Annotated in this window: 17 protein-coding genes and 7 tRNA genes; 2 read left to right on the forward strand and 22 right to left on the reverse strand. The window is 54.2% G+C overall.

Annotated elements, in window-relative coordinates:
- Window positions 1-48 precede the first annotated feature (48 nt).
- The 10 genes from rihA to miaB all read right to left on the reverse strand — a co-directional run bounded on the left by rihA (window position 49) and on the right by miaB (window position 10,323).
- Window positions 49-990, reverse strand: coding sequence for a pyrimidine-specific ribonucleoside hydrolase RihA (gene rihA, locus ABFI50_RS15275; protein WP_047344396.1), 942 nt, complete (start codon window positions 988-990; stop codon window positions 49-51).
- A 120-nt stretch (window positions 991-1,110) separates the two neighbouring features.
- Window positions 1,111-1,836, reverse strand: coding sequence for an amino acid ABC transporter ATP-binding protein (locus ABFI50_RS15280; protein ID WP_014883001.1), 726 nt, complete (start codon window positions 1,834-1,836; stop codon window positions 1,111-1,113).
- Window positions 1,836-2,510 (reverse strand): glutamate/aspartate ABC transporter permease GltK, encoded by a 675-nt coding sequence (gene gltK, locus ABFI50_RS15285; RefSeq protein ID WP_032637193.1) that lies wholly within the window; start codon window positions 2,508-2,510, stop codon window positions 1,836-1,838. Before gltK ends, ABFI50_RS15280 begins: the two co-directional genes overlap by 1 nt.
- Window positions 2,510-3,250, reverse strand: coding sequence for a glutamate/aspartate ABC transporter permease GltJ (gene gltJ / locus ABFI50_RS15290; RefSeq protein WP_014883003.1), 741 nt, complete (start codon window positions 3,248-3,250; stop codon window positions 2,510-2,512). Before gltJ ends, gltK begins: the two co-directional genes overlap by 1 nt.
- A 155-nt stretch (window positions 3,251-3,405) precedes the next feature.
- On the reverse strand, window positions 3,406-4,311 hold the full coding sequence (locus ABFI50_RS15295; RefSeq protein WP_014883004.1) for an amino acid ABC transporter substrate-binding protein: 906 nt from the start codon (window positions 4,309-4,311) through the stop codon (window positions 3,406-3,408).
- Window positions 4,312-4,712: 401 nt separating this feature from the next.
- Entirely contained in the window at window positions 4,713-6,251 is a 1,539-nt protein-coding gene (lnt, locus tag ABFI50_RS15300) for an apolipoprotein N-acyltransferase (RefSeq protein ID WP_047027570.1), read from the reverse strand.
- Between the two features lie 5 nt (window positions 6,252-6,256).
- Complete coding sequence (corC, locus tag ABFI50_RS15305; protein WP_014883006.1) at window positions 6,257-7,135, reverse strand: CNNM family magnesium/cobalt transport protein CorC; 879 nt, start codon at window positions 7,133-7,135, stop codon at window positions 6,257-6,259.
- A gap of 89 nt (window positions 7,136-7,224) precedes the next feature.
- Window positions 7,225-7,692, reverse strand: a complete 468-nt coding sequence (ybeY, locus tag ABFI50_RS15310) for an rRNA maturation RNase YbeY (protein ID WP_176260435.1) — start codon at window positions 7,690-7,692, stop codon at window positions 7,225-7,227.
- On the reverse strand, window positions 7,689-8,735 hold the full coding sequence (locus tag ABFI50_RS15315; RefSeq protein ID WP_014883007.1) for a PhoH family protein: 1,047 nt from the start codon (window positions 8,733-8,735) through the stop codon (window positions 7,689-7,691). Before ABFI50_RS15315 ends, ybeY begins: the two co-directional genes overlap by 4 nt.
- Before the next feature lie 163 nt (window positions 8,736-8,898).
- The gene (gene miaB / locus ABFI50_RS15320) at window positions 8,899-10,323 is read right to left on the reverse strand and encodes a tRNA (N6-isopentenyl adenosine(37)-C2)-methylthiotransferase MiaB (RefSeq protein ID WP_014883008.1); all 1,425 of its coding nucleotides are present in this window, start codon (window positions 10,321-10,323) and stop codon (window positions 8,899-8,901) included.
- A gap of 135 nt (window positions 10,324-10,458) precedes the next feature.
- On the opposite strand from miaB, the gene ubiF reads away from it, so the two are divergent.
- Window positions 10,459-11,634 carry a 3-demethoxyubiquinol 3-hydroxylase gene (gene ubiF / locus ABFI50_RS15325; RefSeq protein ID WP_050862819.1) on the forward strand — a complete coding sequence of 392 codons (1,176 nt, stop codon included), beginning with the start codon at window positions 10,459-10,461 and terminating at the stop codon, window positions 11,632-11,634.
- 116 nt (window positions 11,635-11,750) lie between these two features.
- Here ubiF and ABFI50_RS15330 read toward each other — a convergent pair.
- The 12 genes from ABFI50_RS15330 to nagB all read right to left on the reverse strand — a co-directional run bounded on the left by ABFI50_RS15330 (window position 11,751) and on the right by nagB (window position 18,614).
- Window positions 11,751-11,825 (reverse strand) — tRNA-Gln (locus ABFI50_RS15330).
- Window positions 11,826-11,861: 36 nt separating this feature from the next.
- Window positions 11,862-11,936: transfer RNA gene (locus ABFI50_RS15335), tRNA-Gln, on the reverse strand.
- A gap of 40 nt (window positions 11,937-11,976) precedes the next feature.
- A tRNA-Met gene (locus ABFI50_RS15340) sits at window positions 11,977-12,053 on the reverse strand.
- Window positions 12,054-12,070: 17 nt separating this feature from the next.
- Window positions 12,071-12,145: transfer RNA gene (locus tag ABFI50_RS15345), tRNA-Gln, on the reverse strand.
- Window positions 12,146-12,177: 32 nt separating this feature from the next.
- Window positions 12,178-12,252 (reverse strand) — tRNA-Gln (locus ABFI50_RS15350).
- A gap of 23 nt (window positions 12,253-12,275) precedes the next feature.
- Window positions 12,276-12,360 (reverse strand) — tRNA-Leu (locus tag ABFI50_RS15355).
- An 8-nt stretch (window positions 12,361-12,368) separates the two neighbouring features.
- Window positions 12,369-12,445: transfer RNA gene (locus ABFI50_RS15360), tRNA-Met, on the reverse strand.
- Window positions 12,446-12,669: 224 nt separating this feature from the next.
- Window positions 12,670-14,334, reverse strand: coding sequence for an asparagine synthase B (gene asnB / locus ABFI50_RS15365; protein ID WP_014883010.1), 1,665 nt, complete (start codon window positions 14,332-14,334; stop codon window positions 12,670-12,672).
- A 248-nt stretch (window positions 14,335-14,582) separates the two neighbouring features.
- A complete protein-coding gene (gene nagD / locus ABFI50_RS15370; protein WP_008501057.1) occupies window positions 14,583-15,335 on the reverse strand; it encodes a ribonucleotide monophosphatase NagD in 753 nt (250 codons plus the stop codon).
- A gap of 45 nt (window positions 15,336-15,380) precedes the next feature.
- Window positions 15,381-16,601 carry an N-acetylglucosamine repressor gene (locus ABFI50_RS15375; protein WP_014883011.1) on the reverse strand — a complete coding sequence of 407 codons (1,221 nt, stop codon included), beginning with the start codon at window positions 16,599-16,601 and terminating at the stop codon, window positions 15,381-15,383.
- Window positions 16,602-16,609: 8 nt separating this feature from the next.
- Entirely contained in the window at window positions 16,610-17,758 is a 1,149-nt protein-coding gene (gene nagA / locus ABFI50_RS15380) for an N-acetylglucosamine-6-phosphate deacetylase (protein WP_176260436.1), read from the reverse strand.
- Window positions 17,759-17,813: 55 nt separating this feature from the next.
- A complete protein-coding gene (gene nagB / locus ABFI50_RS15385) occupies window positions 17,814-18,614 on the reverse strand; it encodes a glucosamine-6-phosphate deaminase (RefSeq protein ID WP_008501061.1) in 801 nt (266 codons plus the stop codon).
- 327 nt (window positions 18,615-18,941) lie between these two features.
- Here nagB and nagE point away from each other — a divergent pair, with 327 nt between their 5' ends.
- Window positions 18,942-20,894: a PTS N-acetyl glucosamine transporter subunit IIABC gene (gene nagE / locus ABFI50_RS15390; RefSeq protein WP_045134261.1), complete on the forward strand. Its 1,953-nt coding sequence runs from the start codon at window positions 18,942-18,944 to the stop codon at window positions 20,892-20,894.
- Window positions 20,895-21,070: the final 176 nt, after the last annotated feature.

Here is a 21,070-nt window from a genome sequence, read left to right on the forward strand (position 1 = left end):
TTTAGTGTTTGCTCCCTCTCCCCGTGGGAGAGGGGTGGGGTGAGGGCATCAGGCCGCACTATAGTAAGCCAGTCTCTCCGCCAGCAAATCTACAAACGCTTCCCGGTCGATATCCACCATCACCGCAGTATTCGGCTCGTTCCCCGTCAGCGAGTAGTAATCCACCACCGTCATTCCCTGGGTATATTTCCCCTGCGTTTCCACACCAACCCAGCGGTCAACCGTGGTAAACATCTCAGGTTTCAACAGCCAGGCAATCGTGCACGGGTCATGCAGCGGTGCGCCATGGAAGCCCCATTTCTCGGCTTTGTGGTACTCCATAAAGAAGTCGAGCAGTTCTGCCACAGTCGTTGCCACCGGATTACCCACAGAGCGGAAGCGTTCAATATCGTCTGCCATAATTTGGGCCCGATGCGTCACATCCAGCCCCGCCATCACAATCGGCAGACCGGACTGGAAAACGATCTCTGCGGCTTCAGGGTCAACATAGATATTGAACTCCGCGGCTGGCGTCCAGTTTCCGAGCCCCATTGCGCCGCCCATGATGACGATCCGGGCGATTTTACCGTGCAGTTCTGGATGGCTGTTAAGCAGCAAGGCCACGTTCGTCTGCGGACCTGTAGCCACCAGCGTCACGGGCTCTGCACTTTCGCGCAGCACCTTCGCCATCAACTCAACGGCGGTGCAGCCTTGTGGCGTGAAGCCCGGTTCCGGCAGTTCAGGGCCGTCCAGTCCACTTTCGCCATGAACGTTATCCGCAATGATCAGCTCGCGCATCAGCGGTTTCACGGCCCCGCCAGCGACAGGAATATCGGTGCGTTTGAGCAGGGTCAGCATGCGCAGCACGTTGCGCAAGGTTTTATCCGGCGTCTGATTTCCGGCGGATGAGGTAACCGCTTTTACGTCCAGTTCAGGGGAGGCAAGAGCGAGGACGAGAGCAATGGCGTCATCATGACCCGGATCGCAATCGAGAATAATAGGCTGTGCCATAGCGTTCTCCATACGTAGCGTTATTTTGTGACAAGGTTAACGCTGCAATGTGACGCCGACGAGAACAAGAGCGCGAAAGCGTGAGGCAGTGCGCAATCCGCAGATTGCGCACTGAGAAGATTAATGCAGGATTTTGGCGAGGAAATCTTTTGCACGTTCGGATTTCGGGTTCGCGAAGAACTCTTCTTTCGGCGAGTCTTCCACGATCTTCCCTTCGTCCATAAAGATGACGCGGTTGGCCACTTTACGGGCGAAGCCCATTTCGTGCGTCACCACCATCATGGTCATCCCTTCGTGCGCCAGCTCGACCATAACGTCGAGCACTTCGTTGATCATCTCTGGATCGAGTGCCGATGTTGGCTCATCAAACAGCATTGCCACCGGATCCATACACAGCGCGCGGGCGATCGCGACACGCTGCTGCTGACCACCCGAAAGCTGCGCCGGGAACTTATCGGCATGTGCAGAAAGCCCAACGCGCTCCAGAAGCTTAAGGCCTTTCTCACGCGATGCTTTTTTATCGCGCTTAAGCACTTTCACCTGCGCCAGCGTCAGGTTCTCGATGATGGAGAGGTGAGGGAACAGCTCAAAGTGCTGGAACACCATACCAACGTGAGAGCGAAGCTGGGCAAGGTTGGTTTTTTTGTCGTTCACTTTGGTGCCGTTAACAACAATTTCGCCCTGCTGCACAGGTTCCAGACCATTAACGGTTTTGATCAGCGTGGACTTACCGGAACCGGACGGGCCGCACACCACCACCACGTCGCCTTTTTTCACTTCCGTGGAGCAGTCGGTCAGCACCTGAAAGTGCCCATACCATTTAGAAACATTTTTCAGGGAAATCATTATACCGTCCTTTTCTTCAGCCAGCTGACCAACAGCGACGCGCTTAAACTAATCACAAAATAGACCGCGCCCGCGAAGAGCACCATCTCGACCTGCGTACCATCACGTTCACCGATGGTTGACGCGGTACGGAAGAAGTCTGCCAGACTCAGGACATACACCAGCGAGGTATCCTGGAACAGCACAATGCCCTGGGTCAGCAGGAGCGGAACCATGGCGCGAAACGCCTGCGGCAGAATAATCAGCTGCATGGACTGCCAGTGCGTCATCCCCAGCGCCAGTGCGGCGCTGGATTGTCCACGGGAGATACTCTGGATGCCCGCGCGGATAATCTCTGAGTAGTAAGCGGCCTCAAACATCGAGAACGCCACCATCGCCGAGATCAGGCGGATATCGGTTTTCGGCGACAGTCCCAGCACGTTCTGTAAGAAGCCCGGAACAATCAGGTAAAACCACAGCAGCACCATCACCAGCGGGATGGAGCGGAACACGTTAACGTAGGCGGTTGCAAACCAGGCGAGCGGCTTAAAGCTCGACAGGCGCATCACCGCCAGCAGGGTGCCCCAGACGATACCAATGATGATGGCAATAACGGTGATTTTTAAGGTAATCACCAGGCCATCCAGCAGGTAAGGTAAGGAAGGAACGATAGAACTCCAGTCAAATTCGTACATTATTTGCCCCCCAGATTGCCCGGCAGGCGTACTTTGCGTTCAACCAGGTTCATCACCAGCATGATGAAAGCGTTAATCAGAACATACGCGAGCGTGATCGCGGTGAAGGATTCCCACGCGTGAGCGGAGTAATCCAGCAGCTTGCCCGCCTGGGCCGCCATATCGACCAGGCCGATCGTGGAGGCGATGGCCGAGTTTTTCACCAGGTTCATCATCTCCGAGGTCATCGGTGGCACGATAACGCGGTAGGCATTAGGCAGCAGCACGTAGCGGTAGGTTTGCGGCAGGGTCAGACCCATCGCCAGACCCGCATTTTTTTGTCCGCGGGGTAATGACTGAATGGCGGCACGCACCTGCTCACAAACGCGCGCAGCGGTAAACAGCCCCAGACACATCATGGAGGAGACAAAGAACTGTACATTTGGATCCAGCTCCGACTTGAACCACATGCCAATATTTTCCGGCAGCAGTTCCGGGATAACCAGATACCAGGTAAAGAATTGCACGATGAGCGGAACGTTACGGAACAGTTCCACATAGAGAGTGCCCAGTGTTGAAAGAAAACGGTTAGGGACGGTGCGCAGAATACCGAACAGCGAACCGACAAGAAACGCGATAATCCACGCTGTTATCGATAGTGCCACGGTGACCTGGAAGCCGCTCCACAGCCAGCCAAGATAGGTGGTGTTGCCGAACGGGGCTTGTTGCAGGAATATGCCCCAGTTCCAGTCTATTGACATAATAAACTCCAGAAAAAAAAGGGTAGCAGCGCTACCCTCGAAGATTGGTGAGAAGCTCATTTTTCGCGCTGAGTGGGGAACGACCACTCAACGTATAGTCTGTCCATGCTTCCCGACAATCGAGAGGGCAGGAGATCCCGCCCCTGTTGTTCTAATTAGTTAAGAGCCTTGTCATTTGGAGATTTGAACAGCGCTTTCATGTCATCAGACAGTTCAAAGTTCATGTTGAGATTTTTTGGTGGAATCGGGTTCTTGAACCATTTGTCGAACCATTTTTCCGCTTCGCCCGAAGTCTGTACCTGGGCGATAGTGTCATCGATCAGCTTCTTGAACTGCGGATCGTCTTTACGCAGCATGCAGCCGTAAGCTTCTTTTGACTGCGCGGTGCCGACGATATCCCAGTTGTCTGGTTTTTTCGCTTTCGCACGCTCACCCGCCAGCAGGGCATCATCCATCATAAACGCGACGGCACGGCCACTTTCCAGGGTGCGGAAGGAGTCGCCATGGTCTTTCGCGCTGATGATGCGCATATCCATTTTCTTCTCGTCGTTCAGCTTGTGCAGCAGCACTTCTGAGGTGGTACCGGACGTTACGACGACCGCTTTGCCTTTCAGGTCAGCAAAATCTTTGATATCACCGCCTTTCTTCGTCAGCAGACGGGTGCCCACGACGAAGATGGTGTCAGAGAAAGCGGCCTGTTTCTGGCGCTCGAGGTTGTTGGTGGTCGAGCCACACTCAAAATCAAAGGTGCCGTTTTGCAGCAGTGGAATACGGTTCTGTGAAGTGATTGGGATCAGCTTCACCTGCAGGTCAGGTTTGTTCAGCTTTTTCTTCACAGCTTCAACGATGGCGTTGGAGTAATCCTGTGAATAGCCCACGACTTTTTGCGTGTTGTCGTAGTAAGAGAACGGGACGGAAGATTCACGGTGGCCGACCACGATGACGCCGTTTTTGGCAATCTTGTCGAGAGTACTGCCTGCTGCCGGAGCATCTTCAGCGTGAACCACGCCGGCAGACATTCCCATAACCAGCATTGCTGTGGCCAGTTTACGTAATTGCATACCCAACTCCTTTCTTATCAGCGCCAGTGACGCATTGATACCCATTGTGATGTTGTTATATCTCGCGCGATGCGAGTGCAGTGTTATGCAAGCTTGTTAACATTTAGTCTGGCTTAATGTAAAGATTTTGCTGCGTTATTGTTTATTTTTGCGAAGCGCGCCGCACCATTCAGAGGCAAATATCTCCCGTTGCACCGTTTCGGTGCTACCGATGATCTACGCTGGTGCGACAAGGTTGCACGTTAAGCCAAACTGCGTTTGCGTGAATATACAAAGCAACAGGCGTGCCAGATTTGGCACTGGAAGGAATTTGTCGGGTGGCGCCTACGCCTTACCCGACCTACGAGAGTCAAAATGTAGGCCGGGTAAGCGTTAGCGCCACCCGGCAACAGAAGGTAAGATTAGCGACGACGCTGACGCAGGCTCATCAGCACGGCACAGAAACCGAACAGCGCGGTCAGGATCCACAGCGGCCAGTTACCTGTGCGTGCGTACGGCGTCAGGCCGGTGGTTGGTGTGACTTTTGTGGTCAGCACCTCACGGGTGAACTGCGGGATCATGGCCTGGATTTCACCCTGTGGACCAATCACGGCGGTGATGCCGTTGTTGGTGCTGCGCAGCAATGGGCGCGCCAGCTCCAGAGAACGCATACGCGCCATCTGGAAATGCTGCCACGGGCCGATAGATTTACCGAACCACGCATCGTTGGAGATGGTCAGCAGGTAGTCGGTATCCGGGCGGAAGTTATCGCGAACCTGCTCGCCGAGAATGATTTCGTAGCAGATGGCCGCCGTCAGGGCAAGGCCGTGCGCATGCAACTGGGGCTGTACGTACGGGCCACGGCTGAAGGAGGACATCGGCAGATCAAAGAACGGCGCCAGCGGGCGCAGAATCGACTCCAGCGGAACAAATTCACCAAACGGCACCAGGTGGTTCTTGTTGTACCGATCCGTGGAGTTGTAGCTGTATTCGCTGTCTTTGCCGAGCGTAATGATGGTGTTGTAGGTGTCATAACGGTTCTGCTGATTCAGACGCGCATCGACAATCCCGGTAATCAGCGTGCTGCCGCGAGCCAGCAGCAAGTCGTTCATCATGTTCAGGAACGGCTGCTGATTGATCTCCAGATCGGGAATGGCGGATTCCGGCCAGATGATCAGCTGCGATTTACCCATCACCTCTTCGGTGGCGTTGGCGTAGATCTTCAGCGTGTTCAGCAGCTCTTTTTCATCCCACTTCATAGATTGCGGGATATTTCCCTGCACCATAGAAACCTGCATGGTGCGCTCAGGCTCAGGCGTGAACCACTGGATATACCGCAGCGGGAAGGGCAGGGCAAACAGCACCAGCGCCACGGCCAGCGGTTTCCAGCAACGCGTGACCAGCGCCAGGATCAGCAGGCCGCTGACCACCATTAGCAGGAAGTTGATTGCCTCAACGCCCATGACCGGGGCCAGGCCTTTCAGCGGGCCATCAATCTGGCTGTAGCCGAACTGCAGCCACGGGAAGCCGGTCAACACCCAACCGCGCAGGAATTCGGTGATCTGCCAGACCACCGGCGCGGCAATGGCGACGCGCAGCCAGGTGGTTTTAGGCCACAGGCGGGAAAGGATCCCTGCGAACAGACCAGTATACAGTGAGAGATATGCCGCGAGCAGGACGACCAGGAAGACGTTAACCGGGCCCGGCATACCGCCAAACTGGGCGATGCTGACGTAGACCCAGTTAATGCCGGAGCCAAAGAGCCCCAGTCCCCAGAAGTAACCAATGGCGGCAGCCTGTACCGGACGCCGGTTCAGGGTCAGACCCTGAAGCCCCATCAGGGAGAGAATAGCCGCAGGCCAGATATCGTAAGGAGAAAAAGCCAGCGTACCGCTGGCTCCGAGTAACAGCGCCAGCAGCAAACGGACGCGCTGGCGTTCAAGTAATGGGGCAAATGCCATTTACATTAATCTTCCAGTTTTGGCACCGGTGAGTCGTCCGGCGTTCTGACATGAACCTGTATAATACGGCGGCTGTCGGCCATTGCCACTTTGAACTGGTAACCGTCGATGTCAACGGTTTCACCGCGCGCCGGAAGGTGGCCAAAGGCCTGCATCACCAGCCCGCCAATGGTATCGACCTCTTCATCACTGAAGTGAGTGCCGAAAGCGTCGTTGAAGTCCTCAATCGAGGCCAGCGCGCGCACGGTCCAGGTGTGGCGGCTGAGCTGACGGAAGTCGATATCTTCCTCTTCGTCATACTCATCTTCGATTTCACCCACGATCAGCTCAAGAATATCCTCGATCGTGACCAGTCCGGAAACGCCGCCAAATTCATCAATAACAATCGCCATGTGGTAACGCTGAGAGCGAAACTCTTTCAGCATCCGGTCCACACGTTTACTTTCCGGCACAACCACGGCCTGGCGTAACACTTTTTCCATGCTGAAGGCTTCGGCATCACTGCGCATAAACGGCAGCAGATCTTTCGCCATCAAAATCCCTTCGATGTGATCTTTATCTTCGCTGATGACCGGGAAACGCGAGTGGGCGGATTCGATGATCACATCGAGGCACTCGTCCAGGGTCTGGTTACGTTTCAGGGTGATCATCTGCGAGCGGGGGATCATGATATCGCGAACACGCTGGTCAGCAATGTCCATCACCCCTTCGAGCATTTCGCGCGTATCTTCGTCGATAAGGTCGTTTTGCCCGGAATCACGAATCAGCTCCAGCAGTTCATCACGGTTCTTGGGTTCGCCGTGGAAAAGCTGGTTCAGAATGAGGGAGAAAAATCCCTTTTTAGTGTTTGTCGTGTCGCTACTGTGTGAATTGTCGTCGCTCATGGCGTTTGTTAAGGGTTCTCTTGTTAGTTCAACATTTACCGCCACGCGAATTCCCTGCGCGGCGGCATAGTCGTCAGTAAGTTAACTGACTATTCTTTCTCGGCAATGTACGGATCCTCATAGCCCAGAGCAAGCATTATCTCTGTCTCGAGGGACTCCATCTCTTCCGCTTCGTCATCTTCAATATGATCGTAGCCAAGCAGATGCAGGCTGCCATGCACCACCATATGCGCCCAGTGGGCTTCCAGCGGCTTTTGCTGCTCTTTGGCTTCCTGTTCAACCACCTGACGGCAGATGATCAGATCCCCCAGCAGCGGCATCTCGATACCCGTCGGGGCTTCGAACGGGAAAGAGAGCACGTTGGTTGGCTTATCTTTCCCACGGTAAGTCAGGTTAAGCTCATGGCTTTCTGCCTCATCCACCAGGCGAATCGTCACTTCTGATTCTTCCTGAAACTGGGGGATAACGGCATCCAGCCATTTCTGAAACTGTGCCTCATCTGGCATACCGGAATTGTCTTCACAGGCCAGCTGTAAATCGAGGATCACCTGACTCATTTCTGTTCTTGCTCCTGCGCGTCGCGCTTACGTTCTGCGGCCAGTTCGGCCCTGCGTTTTTGATCCGCCTCTTCCCAGGCTTCATAGGCGTTAACGATGCGCGCAACCACCGGATGGCGTACCACGTCTTCACTGTGGAAGAAGTTAAAGCTGATTTCATCGACTTCGGCCAGCACTTCAATGGCGTGGCGCAGGCCCGATTTGGTGCTGCGCGGCAGGTCGATCTGGGTAACGTCACCGGTAATGACCGCTTTCGAGTTAAAGCCAATACGCGTCAGGAACATCTTCATCTGTTCGATGGTGGTGTTCTGGCTTTCATCAAGAATGATGAACGCGTCGTTTAACGTGCGACCACGCATGTAGGCGAGTGGGGCCACTTCAATCACGTTACGCTCAATCAGCTTTTCGACCTTCTCAAAGCCGAGCATCTCGAACAGCGCATCGTATAAAGGACGCAGATACGGGTCGACCTTCTGACTCAGGTCGCCCGGCAGGAAGCCCAGTTTTTCACCCGCTTCCACCGCCGGACGGGTCAGCAGGATACGGCGGATTTCCTGACGTTCAAGCGCATCCACCGCCGCGGCAACGGCCAGATAGGTTTTACCCGTACCCGCCGGCCCCACGCCGAAGGTGATGTCGTGGTCGAGAATATTGGCGATGTACTGCGCCTGGTTTGGCGTACGCGGCTTAATGACGCCACGCTTGGTCTTGATGTTGATGGCCTTACCGTAGTCCGGCACACTTTCCGCGCTCTGCTCAAGCACGCGCGCCTCTTTAATGGCGAGGTGAATTTGTTCCGGTTCGATATCCTGAATTTCGCCGCGCATCGGGGCGGTATCGACATACAGGCTGCGCAGGATATCTGCAGCCGCATTGACGCAGATAGGGCGTCCGGTAAGTTTGAAGTGATTATCGCGACGATTGATTTCGATACCCAGACGTCGCTCCAGTTGTTTGATGTTGTCATCAAACGGTCCGCACAGGCTCAGCAGGCGAGCGTTGTCTGCGGGCGTTAGGCTGATTTCACGCGTATCTATGTTCAAACTGTTCCTCTTTGATTGGTTAGCTGACCCGCTGCCACCCGGCGTAATAAAACGGTCATTACCGAAATTATTCACGCCATAGAATAAAGGCGCAAGCATTGCAGATGATATTGGGGACGATGAGAGGAAATACAAGGCCTGCCGAAGCGGCAGGCCCGAAGGATTAAGGCTGGTAAATCCCCACGCCAGAATCGTTTTCTTTGCGGGTACGCGAAATGACGGATTCCGGTGACTCGGCAATACGCAGGCCCATTTCGTCTTCAGTGCGGACCACTTTCGCACGCAGTGAGTTGGTGAGCACTTCGACAATCTCAACGTCCACAAATTTACCGATCATATCCGGGGTGCCTTCAAAGTTCACCACGCGGTTGTTTTCTGTACGACCGGAGAGTTCCATAATGCTCTTGCGCGAGGTGCCTTCTACCAGTATGCGCTGGACGGTGCCGAGCATACGGCGGCTCCAGGCGTTGGCCTGCTGGTTGATGCGCTCCTGCAGAATATACAGACGCTGCTTTTTCTCTTCTTCCGGCACATCGTCAACCATATCGGCCGCAGGGGTTCCAGGACGCGCGGAGAAGATGAAGCTGTAGCTGACGTCAAAATTCACTTCACCAATGAGCTTCATGGTGCGCTCGAAGTCATCCGCGGTTTCACCAGGGAAGCCGACAATAAAGTCGGAGCTTATCTGGATATCCGGACGCGCTTCACGCAGCTTACGGATGGTGGATTTGTACTCCAGAACAGTATGCGGACGGCCCATCAGGTTCAGAACGCGGTCAGAGCCGCACTGAATCGGCAGATGCAGGAAGCTCACCAGCTCTGGCGTATCGCGATAGACATCAATGATGTCATCGGTGAATTCCATCGGATGGCTGGTGGTAAAGCGAATACGGTCGATACCGTCAATCGCGGCCACCAGGCGCAGCAGTTCAGCAAAGGTGCCGGTGGTGCCGTCGTAGTTTTCCCCACGCCAGGCGTTAACGTTCTGGCCCAGCAGGTTCACTTCGCGAACGCCCTGCGCGGCAAGCTGCGCGATTTCAAACAGAATATCGTCTGCCGGGCGGCTGACTTCTTCACCACGGGTGTAAGGCACCACACAGTAAGTGCAGTATTTGTTGCAGCCTTCCATGATGGAAACGAAAGCGGTCGGGCCATCTGCGCGCGGTTCTGGCAGACGGTCAAATTTCTCGATCTCCGGGAAGCTGACGTCAACGACCGGGCTACGATTACCGCGAACCTGGTTGATCATCTCCGGCAGGCGGTGCAGGGTCTGCGGGCCAAAGACGATATCCACATAGGGGGCTCTCTGGCGGATCAGCTTACCTTCCTGTGATGCGACGCAACCGCCCACGCCGATGATCAGGTCCGGATTTTTTCGTTTGAGAAGTTTCCAGCGGCCTAACACGTGGAAGACTTTTTCCTGCGCTTTTTCACGAATTGAACAGGTGTTCAGCAGCAACACGTCGGCTTCTTTCGGATTTTCAGTCAGCTGGTATCCGTGGGTGGTGTCCAGCAGATCGGCCATCTTGGATGAATCGTATTCGTTCATCTGACAGCCCCAGGTTTTTATATGGAGTTTTTTAGTCATCGACTTGCTCAGCTCAGGATTGCAAGCCGCGTATTGTAATGCTTTGGTGGGGGTGTGACCAGTATGAAGGTTATGTGTCTCAGGACCGCAAAAATCCGGTAAACTTAAGGGATTCTCCAATAAGGAAAAATGACCATGACACTCCAACACACCGAAGTTGCCGTTGTCGGCGGCGGTATGGTCGGCGGCGCACTGGCGCTGGGGCTGGCGCAGCAGGGATTTGAGGTAACGGTAATTGAACAGGCTGCACCGCCGGCATTCGATCCCGCCAGCAAGCCGGATGTGCGCATTTCTGCTATCAGCGCGGCGTCGGTCGATCTGCTGCGCGGCCTGGGCGTCTGGGAAACGGTGCAGGCGATGCGTGCGCATCCCTACAGCCGTCTTGAAACCTGGGAGTGGGAAAATGCCCACGTTGCGTTTGATGCTGCGGAGCTGAAGCTGCCGCGCCTGGGCTACATGGTGGAAAACAATGTGCTCCAGCAGGCGCTCTGGCAGGCCCTGGAGGCGCACCCGAAGGTGACGCTGCGTGTTCCTGCGTCACTTAAGGCACTTCATACTCACGAAAGCGGCTATTTGCTGATGCTCGACAGCGGTGATGAGCTGGCTGTGAAGCTGGTCGTCGGGGCGGATGGTGCCAATTCTCAGGTCAGACAGATGGCAGGTATTGGGGTACATGCCTGGCAGTATGAGCAGTCTTGTATGCTGATTACCGTCCAGTGTGAGAATTCGCCGGGTGAGAGCACCTGGCAGCACTTTACGCCGAATGGCCCGCATGCCTTTTTACCGCTATTTGATCATTGGGCGTCACTGGTGTGGTACGACAAACCGGCGCGCATTCGCCAGCTACAAGGGCTTTCAATGGAACAACTGCAGCGCGAGATCCTGCTGCACTTCCCGAGCCGTCTGGGGCATATCACGCCAGTCGCGGCTGGCGCATTCCCGCTCACGCGACGTCACGCTTTGCAGTATGCCCGTGACGGGCTTGCGCTGGTGGGGGATGCGGCACACACCATACACCCGCTGGCCGGGCAGGGGGTAAATCTTGGGTATCGTGACGTTGACGCGTTACTGGACGTTTTAAGTCATGCGCGCGGGCATGCGGAAGCGTGGTCCAGCCATCAGGTACTGAAGCGTTACCAGACGCGACGTATGGCGGATAATTTTATTATGCAGTCGGGAATGGATCTGTTCTATGCCGGGTTCAGCAATGACTTAGCGCCAGTACGTATTCTGCGTAACATTGGCCTCATGGCGGCGGAACGTGCCGGTGGGTTGAAACGTCAGGCCCTGAAATACGCTCTCGGACTTTAATCGCTGCTTCGACTATTCCCTCGCCCCTTTGGGGAGAGGGGGAGGGTGAGGGGGCATCAGGCCGCACAAACAACAAAAACAAAAAAGCCCGCAGAGCGGGCTTATTTGTTTTTAAGTGGCTGGGGTGCAGGGATTCGAACCCCGGAATGCTGGTATCAGAAACCAGAGCCTTACCGCTTGGCGACACCCCAATTGCGTTAAACAAATTGCTTAACGACTTTTTAAATTGGCTGGGGTACGAGGATTCGAACCTCGGAATGCCGGAATCAGAATCCGGTGCCTTACCGCTTGGCGATACCCCAACAATTTGTCTTGATTACCGAAAAATCGACAATCTTAATTTGGTGGCTACGACGGGATTCGAACCTGTGACCCCATCATTATGAGTGATGTGCTCTAACCAACTGAGCTACGTAGCCAGTACTGCAATCTTCGATGGCTGGGGTACCTGGATTCGAACCAGGGAATGCCGGTATCAAAAACCGGTGCCTTACCGCTTGGCGATACCCCAATACCGCGGAGAACCGCAAAATCGAAGAAATATGGCTGGGGTACCTGGATTCGAACCAGGGAATGCCGGTATCAAAAACCGGTGCCTTACCGCTTGGCGATACCCCATCCGTGCAACGCTTACCTGGGAATGGTGCGGGAGGCGAGACTTGAACTCGCACACCTTGCGGCGCCAGAACCTAAATCTGGTGCGTCTACCAATTTCGCCACTCCCGCAAAAAAGATGGTGGCTACGACGGGATTCGAACCTGTGACCCCATCATTATGAGTGATGTGCTCTAACCAACTGAGCTACGTAGCCATCTTTTTTCGCGTTACCTTATCGGCGTTGCGGGGCGCATTATGCGTATAGACCCTTGCAGCGTCAACACCTTTTTCAACGAAAATAGCCGGAATGTGACTGTTTGGTTAGGTTGCGAACAGCGTGACCGAATATTCGGCAATTATTGGTTATTAATCGTTTTTCGAGAGTGAAATGCAAGGCAAAAAAAAGGCCCCAGAGGGGCCTGATTAGAATCGTCGCGATTATTTGTAGGCAGACTGGTGAACGCCTACCGCACGGCCTGATGGATCGTTCATCGCTTTGAAAGATTCATCCCATTCAATCGCTTTGGCAGACGAGCAGGCGACGGATGGGCCACCCGGAACACACTCTGCCGCACTCGGCACCGGGAACAGCTCTTCAAAGATTTCACGGTACAGATACGCTTCTTTAGAGCCCGGCGTGTTGTACGGGAAGCGGAAGCTTGCCGTTTCCAGTTGCTGGTCGGAAATCTGTTTTGCTGCCACCTCTTTCAGGGTGTCGATCCAGCTGTAACCTACACCATCAGAGAACTGCTCTTTCTGACGCCACGCCACGCTCGCGGGCAGGTATGATTCAAAACATTCGCGCAGGATATGTTTTTCCATTTTACCGTTGCCGCACATTTTGTCCTGCGGGTTGATACGCATCGCCACGTCGAGGAATTTCTTATCCAGGAACGGGACACGCGCTTCTACTCCCCATGCCGACATTGCTTTGTTGGCACGTGCACAGTCAAACATATGCAGTGCCTGCAATTTACGCACGGTCTCTTCATGCAGTTCTTTGGCGTTTGGCGCTTTATGGAAGTACAGGTAGCCGCCAAACACTTCGTCAGAACCTTCACCGGACAGCACCATCTTGATGCCCATCGCTTTAATCTTACGCGACATCAGGTACATCGGTGTTGAGGCACGAATGGTAGTAACATCATAAGTTTCAATGTGATAGATCACATCGCGGATTGCATCCAGGCCTTCCTGCACGGTGAAGTGAATTTCATGGTGCACGGTGCCCAGATGGTTTGCCACTTCCTGGGCAGCTTTCAGGTCAGGTGCCCCTTCGAGACCCACGGCAAAGGAGTGCAGCTGCGGCCACCAGGCTTCGGAGCGCTCCTGATCTTCCACGCGGCGAGCGGCGAATTTCTTGGTGATCGCGGAGATCACGGAGGAGTCCAGACCGCCGGAGAGCAGCACGCCATAAGGTACGTCTGACATCAGGTGGCTTTTCACGGAATCTTCCAGCGCCTGACGCAGCTCGGCTTTATCCGTCACGTTGTCTTTAACCGCGTCATAATCGAACCAGTCGCGCTGGTAGTACGGACGGATCTCACCGTCTTTACTCCACAGGTAGCTGCCTGCCGGGAACTCTTTAATGGTGCGGCAGACCGGTACCAGGGCTTTCATTTCAGAGGCAACATAGAAGTTGCCGTGTTCATCGTGGCCCATGTACAGCGGGATAATGCCGATATGGTCGCGGCCAATCAGATACGCGTCTTTTTCGCTATCGTACAGGGCGAAGGCAAACATACCCTGCAGGTCGTCCAGGAATTCCGGACCTTTCTCCTGATAGAGCGCCAGAATCACTTCACAGTCAGACCCGGTCTGGAAGGCGTAGCGGTCGCCGTACTCGGCGCGCAGTGCCTGATGGTTATAGATTTCACCGTTAACAGCCAGCGCGTGCGTTTTTTTCTCGTTATACAGCGGCTGTGCACCGGCGTTGACGTCTACGATAGACAGACGTTCGTGAGCCAGAATCGCTTTATCACTGGCGTAAACGCCTGACCAGTCCGGGCCGCGATGGCGCATCAGGCGGGACAGTTCGAGTGCTTTTTTACGCAGTTCGCCCGCGTCAGTTTTAATATCCAGTACGCCAAAAATTGAACACATAACCTTCTCCGTTAACCCTGTTGCTTTGTAATGTTGCTTGCTTATGAAAATGCCGCAAAGGGAGAAGGGGCGCAAGAGATTTACGGGCGAAAACGGAAATAGTGCAATGGTGATTGCGGAATAGTGAAAAAAGAGTACGTCACGGACGCTTTTATTGATGATTATGCAATAAAGTGCACTTTTTGTTAGATATAGTTTTATTTGTAAGGGCTAAAAATGAAAAACCACGCCCTGAGCGTGGTTTGGTATCAGATAATGTCAATTTCATCGACGGAGGGGTAAATCCAGCTTGGTCGGAACGGCATCGAATCAATGTCATCAAGCTGCGAGACGCCGGACAGCACCAGAATGGTTTCCAGACCCGCCTGGAAGCCGGCCAGAATATCCGTACGCAGGTTATCGCCGACAATAACCGTTTCTTCTGAGTGGGCCTGCATTTTATTGAGCGCGGCGCGGATGATCCATGGGCTTGGTTTGCCGACATAGAATGGCTTGCGCCCGGAGATTTTTTCAATACCGGCACACAGCGCGCCACAGGCCGGATAAAAACCTCGACCGTGGGTATCCGGGTTGGTGGCAATGAAGCGCGCGCCGTTGGCAACGAAGAACGAGGCTTTATGCATCATCTCCCAGTTATAGGAGCGCGTTTCACCCACAATCACGAAGTCCGGATTGACATCGGTAATCGTAAAGCCCGCTTTATACAGCTCGTGGATCAGCGCGCCTTCGCCGACCACGTACGCTTTTTTGCCTTCCTGACGTTTCAGAAAATCCGCCGTTGCCATCGCCGAGGTGTAAAACACACTGTCCGGGACGTCGACGCCCGCCGTCGCAAAGCGGTTTGCCAGATCCTGACCGGTCTGAGAAGGGTAGTTCGTGAGAAGAACCAGAGGCATTCCTTTGTCGATGATGCGGTGAAGAAACTCCGCAGCACCTGGTACGGCAACGTTGTCGTGCATCAGCACGCCGTCGATATCACAAATTACATTCTTAATGGTCATGGACGTTCCGACATCAAAAAAAGAAGGCGTTACTATAAGGTCCGATCAACTTTCCAGCAAATGCTGCAGCAGAATACCGTTGAGCATGGCGCGTTTCACCAGCGCAAAAGCGCCAATTGCCGAGCGATGGTCAAGTTTTGAACGAACCACAGGGAGATTCTGGCGGAATGCTTTCAGCGCCTGGGTGTTAATACAGCCTTCAATCGCGGGGAGCAGCACCTTTTCCGCTTCAACAATTTCTCCGGCTATCACCACTTTCTGTGGGTTAAACAGGTTAATGGCGATGGCGATAGTTTTCCCCAGATGGCGCCCAACCTGCTCGATCACCTCACAGGCCAGCGCGTCGCCTTTATTGGCGGCTTTGCAGATGGTGCCTATCTTGCAATCAGCCAGCGTGACGCGACTCTGGTAACCTTGTTCAAGCAGATGGCGAACGCGCTGCTCAATGGCCGTGTTGGCGGCAATGGTTTCAAGGCAGCCGAAGTTACCGCAGTGGCAGCGTTCGCCCAGCGGCTCGACCTGAATGTGGCCGATCTCGCCGACGTTACCGTTGCGACCAATAAAAATCCGACCGTTAGAAATAATACCTGCGCCTGTCCCGCGGTGGACACGCACCAGAATAGAGTCTTCGCAGTCCTGACTCGCACCAAAGTAGTGCTCTGCCAGTGCCAGAGAACGAATATCGTGGCCGACAAAACAGGTCACTTTGAAGCGTTTTTCCAGCGCATCGACCAGCGCCCAGTTTTCCACCTGAATGTGCGGCATGTAGCGAATCACGCCGCTTTCCGGGTCGACCAGTCCGGGTAAAATCACTGAAATTGCAATGAGCTCGCGGATCTTACGCTGACAGCTCTCAATAAAGTGCGCGATGGTATTCAGCAGCGCGTGCTCCAGCGTCTCCTGGGTGCGCTCGGGAAGGGGATAGTGCTCTTCCGCAATTGCTTTGCTGCTCAGATCGTAGAGCGTGAGCGTGGTGTCATGACGGCCGAGCCGAACGCCAATCGCCTGAAAATTGCGGGTTTCGGTAATAATGGAGATAGCGCGGCGGCCCCCGGTAGAGGCCTGCTGATCGACTTCTTTGATCAAACCGCGCTCAATAAGCTGGCGGGTAATTTTTGTCACGCTGGCGGGAGCAAGCTGGCTTTGTTCGGCTATCTGAATTCGAGAGATTGGCCCGTGTTGGTCAATCAGGCGATATACCGCCGCACTGTTAAGTTGTTTAACGAGATCGACATTACCGATTTGAGCTTGTCCGCCTGGTGTCATACTTTTACTTACTCAGTGACGACCTCGTTACCATTAACGATGGTCTTAATAATTTTATAATCGTGTGTGAATGCCGTCAGGTTTGCAACCATACCCGGTGCAATTCCGCCAAGCTGTTTATCCACGCCGATTGCGCGAGCCGGATAAAGGGTAGCCATACGCAGGACTTCATCCAGCGCAATCCCACAGTGCTCAACCAGGTTACGCACCCCTTCAATCATGGTTAAAGAGGAACCGCTCAGCGTACCGTTTTCATCCACACACAGTCCATTGCGGTAGTATATTGTTTTACCGGCAAAAATGAACTGCTCAATATTTGCACCTGCTGGTGCAGTGGCATCGGTAACCAGGCAAAGCTTGTCGCTTTTCAGGCGCTTGGCATTACGAATGTTGGTGTAATCCACGTGCATACCATCAGCAATAATGCCGCAGTAGACGTCTGGCTCGTCCAGAATCGCCCCGACCAGACCCGGTTCGCGACCGGTGATATAAGGCATGGCGTTGTAAAGGTGCGTGGCGAAGGTAATGCCCGCGCGGAAGCCCGCTTTGGCTTCTTTCAGCGTGGCGTTTGAGTGTCCTGCTGAAACCACAATCCCGGCGGCAGCCAGTTTGCTGATCACGTCAGTGCCGGTCATCTCTGGTGCCAGCGTCACTTTAGCGATCACATCGGCGTTCGCACACATGTAGTCGACCAGTTCAGCGTCAGGCTTGCGCACGTAATCCGGGTTATGGGTGCCTTTTTTCACGATATTCAGCCATGGCCCTTCCAGGTGCAGACCGAGCGCCTGATTAGGGTGTTTGGCGAGGTATTCGCGCATCACGCGGATACCCTGTTTCATCAGGTCATCACTGCTGGTGATGAGCGTTGGCAGATAGCTGGTGCAGCCCGATTTCTCGTTGGCTTTCTGCATGATTTCCAGCGTTTCAACCGTCACCGCCTCGGCAGTGTCATTGAATTGCACACCGCCGCAGCCGTTCAGCTGTACGTCGATGAAACCGGGGGAGATTACTGCTCCATTGAGTGAGCGCTGTTCAATCCCTGGCGGCAGTTCTGCCTGCGGACAAACACGTTCAATCAGGCCATTGGCGATAACAATCGCATGGTCATCCAGAATTTCGTGGCCGGTATAAATCCGACCGTGGGTTAAAGCGTACATAACGACCCCCGGTTAAAAAAAGCGGCCGCCTCTTAGAGAAGAGGCGGTTAATCAATTACAGACCTTTGATGTTCTCGGCTTCTAACTCGTTGAAGTATTTCAGCGTTTTCACTTTCAGCTCCATCGTGGACGGTTCGTCGCAGACGATGACTGATTTTGGATGCAGCTGCAGGCAGCTGATGGTCCACATGTGGTTAACGTTGCCTTCAACGGCAGCCTGGAGTGCCTGCGCTTTCACGCCACCCAGCACCAGAATCATCACTTCTTCGGCATCCAGCAGGGTGCCTACGCCAACGGTCAGGGCGTATTTTGGAACCTGGTTCACATCACCGTCAAAGAAGCGGGAGTTTGCCACGCGGGTGTCATGGGTCAGCGTTTTAATACGCGTGCGGGAAGCCAAGGACGATGCCGGCTCGTTAAACGCGATATGACCATCGTTGCCCACGCCGCCCATAAACAGGTGGATTTTACCGTAAGAACGGATTTTTTCTTCGTACTGACGGCATTCTGCGTCAATATCAGGCGCATTTCCATTCAGCAGGTTAATATTTTCCGCTGGGATATCAACGTGATCAAAGAAATTCCGGTGCATAAAGCTATGGTAGCTTTCCGGGTGGTCTTTTGGCAGGCCGACATATTCATCCATATTGAAGGTCACAACATGTTTGAAGCTAACCTGGCCCGCTTTGTGCATTTCAACCAGGGCTTTATACGCCGTCAGCGGAGTACCGCCGGTTGGCAGGCCAAGAACGAAAGGACGATCGGCGGTAGGCTTGAAGGCATTAATGCGGTTAACGATATGGCGAGCGGCCCATTTACCGACTTGTTCAGCAGTTGCCAGGGGAATCAGTCTCATTGTTCACCTCAAGAGTTAAAGTAGAAGAGTGGGCGGATGGCTACCTGAACCTGATACTTAAGCGTAACCTGGAACCTTTCAGGCTGGATCAATCCGTCTTGATTTTTTGAATGATAAAATAAGTTTTCGCTGTTAGCCAGTGAAAGGGAGGGCTTAATACGATATTTGGTGACAAAAATCACAAAAAATGGGTGTTTAATTTGCGATACGAATTAATTTTTCACACACTCACACTGCCAGTGAATTATCGACGGTACTTATCGTTAGCAACACAATAAAAACATAGTTAATGCGCGAGCCTGGAAAGGGTCTCGTAGGGGGAATAGGATGAATATTTTAGGTTTTTTCCAGCGCCTCGGTAGGGCTTTGCAGCTCCCTATCGCCGTGCTACCGGTTGCAGCGCTGCTGCTGCGATTCGGGCAACCCGATCTTCTCAACGTGCCGTTTATCGCCCAGGCTGGCGGCGCAATCTTTGACAACCTGGCGCTGATTTTCGCCATCGGCGTTGCTTCCAGCTGGTCTAAAGACAGTGCGGGGGCCGCAGCGCTGGCAGGGGCGGTCGGTTACTTCATCCTGACGAAAGCGATGGTAACGATTAACCCGGAAATCAACATGGGCGTACTGGCGGGTATCATTACCGGTCTGGTCGGCGGTGCGGTATATAACCGCTGGGCAAACATCAAGCTGCCAGACTTCCTCAGCTTCTTTGGTGGCAAACGCTTCGTGCCAATCGCGACCGGCTTCTTCTGTCTGGTTCTGGCCGCGATCTTTGGCTACGTTTGGCCGCCAGTGCAGCATGCTATCCATGCGGGCGGCGAGTGGATCGTCTCTGCGGGTGCGATGGGTGCGGGCATCTTCGGCTTCATTAACCGTCTGTTGATCCCAACCGGTCTGCATCAGGTTCTGAACACCATCGCCTGGTTCCAGATTGGTGAGTTTACCAATGCGGCGGGTACCGTTTTCCACGGCGACATTAACCGCTTCTACGCGGGTGATGGCACCGCGGGCATGTTTATGTCCGGCTTCTTCCCAATCATGATGTTTGGTCTGCCGGGCGCTGCGCTGGCCATGTACCTGGCTGCGCCGAAAGCGCGTCGTCCAATGGTCGGCGGTATGCTGCTGTCAGTCGCCATTACCGCATTCCTGACCGGTGTGACCGAGCCTCTGGAATTCCTGTTCATGTTCCTGGCTCCGCTGCTGTACCTGATGCACGCGGTGTTAACCGGTATCAGCCTGTTCGTGGCGACTCTGCTGGGCATCCATGCGGGCTTCTCCTTCTCTGCAGGCGCGATCGACTACGTGCTGATGTACAACCTGCCAGCGGCAAGCAAGAACGTCTGGATGCTGGTGGTGATGGGTGCGGCCTTCTTCGTTATCTACTTCGTTCTGTTCAGCGCGGTTATCCGTATGTTTAACCTTAAAACGCCGGGCCGCGAAGATACCACTGATGACGTCGTGACCAGTGAAGCCAACAGCAATACCGAAGAAGGTTTAACTCAGCTGGCAACCAGCTACATTGCCGCAGTCGGCGGTACCGACAACCTGAAAGCCATTGATGCCTGTATTACCCGTCTGCGTCTGACCGTGGGTGACTCCGCTCGCGTAAGCGATGCAATGTGTAAACGCCTTGGCGCATCTGGCGTCGTTAAACTGAACAAACAAACTATCCAGGTTATCGTGGGCGCCAAAGCGGAATCCATCGGTGACGAAATGAAGAAAGTGGTTGCGCGTGGCCCGGTTGCAGCGGCAGCAGCTGACAGCGCACCTGCGGCAACGGCGACTCCGGCCGCGAAGCCACAGGCCGTACCTAACGCCGTGACGGTGGCGGCTCTGGTCTCTCCGGTAACGGGTGAGGTCGTTGACCTTGAACAAGTGCCTGACGAAGCGTTCGCCAGTAAAGCGGTAGGCGACGGCGTGGCGGTGAAACCAACGGACAAAACCGTCGTCTCTCCTGCTGCGGGTACTATCGTGAAGATTTTCAACACCAACCACGCGTTCTGCCTCGAAACCGAAAACGGCGCGGAGATTGTTGTCCACATGGGCATCGATACCGTTGCGCTGGAGGGTAAAGGCTTTACTCGTCTGGTGGAAGAGGGCGCTGAAGTGGTGGCCGGGCAGCCGGTTCTGGAGATGGATCTGGACTTCCTGAACGCCAATGCACGCTCCATGATCAGTCCGGTTGTTTGCAGCAACATCGACGACTTCAGTGGCCTGGTTATTCAGGCAAAAGGTCAGGTGGTTGCAGGTCAAACGCCGCTGTATGAGATTAAAGGCAAGTAATCGCTCCTGAGTAGAGTCATGCCTTAAGCGGCGGGGGATATCCTCCGCCGCTTTTTTTTGCAGCAAATGCCCCCATTATTTTCATCTGATACGTATTTTCCGTAACTAAGGGTTGTCACTACGTCCGGCTTATAAGATCATATGCCGTTATACGTTGTTTACGCTTTGAGGAATCC

The sequence above is a fragment of the Enterobacter sp. HNDS-6 genome, from assembly GCF_039850505.1.
GTDB classification, from domain to species: domain Bacteria; phylum Pseudomonadota; class Gammaproteobacteria; order Enterobacterales; family Enterobacteriaceae; genus Enterobacter; species Enterobacter kobei.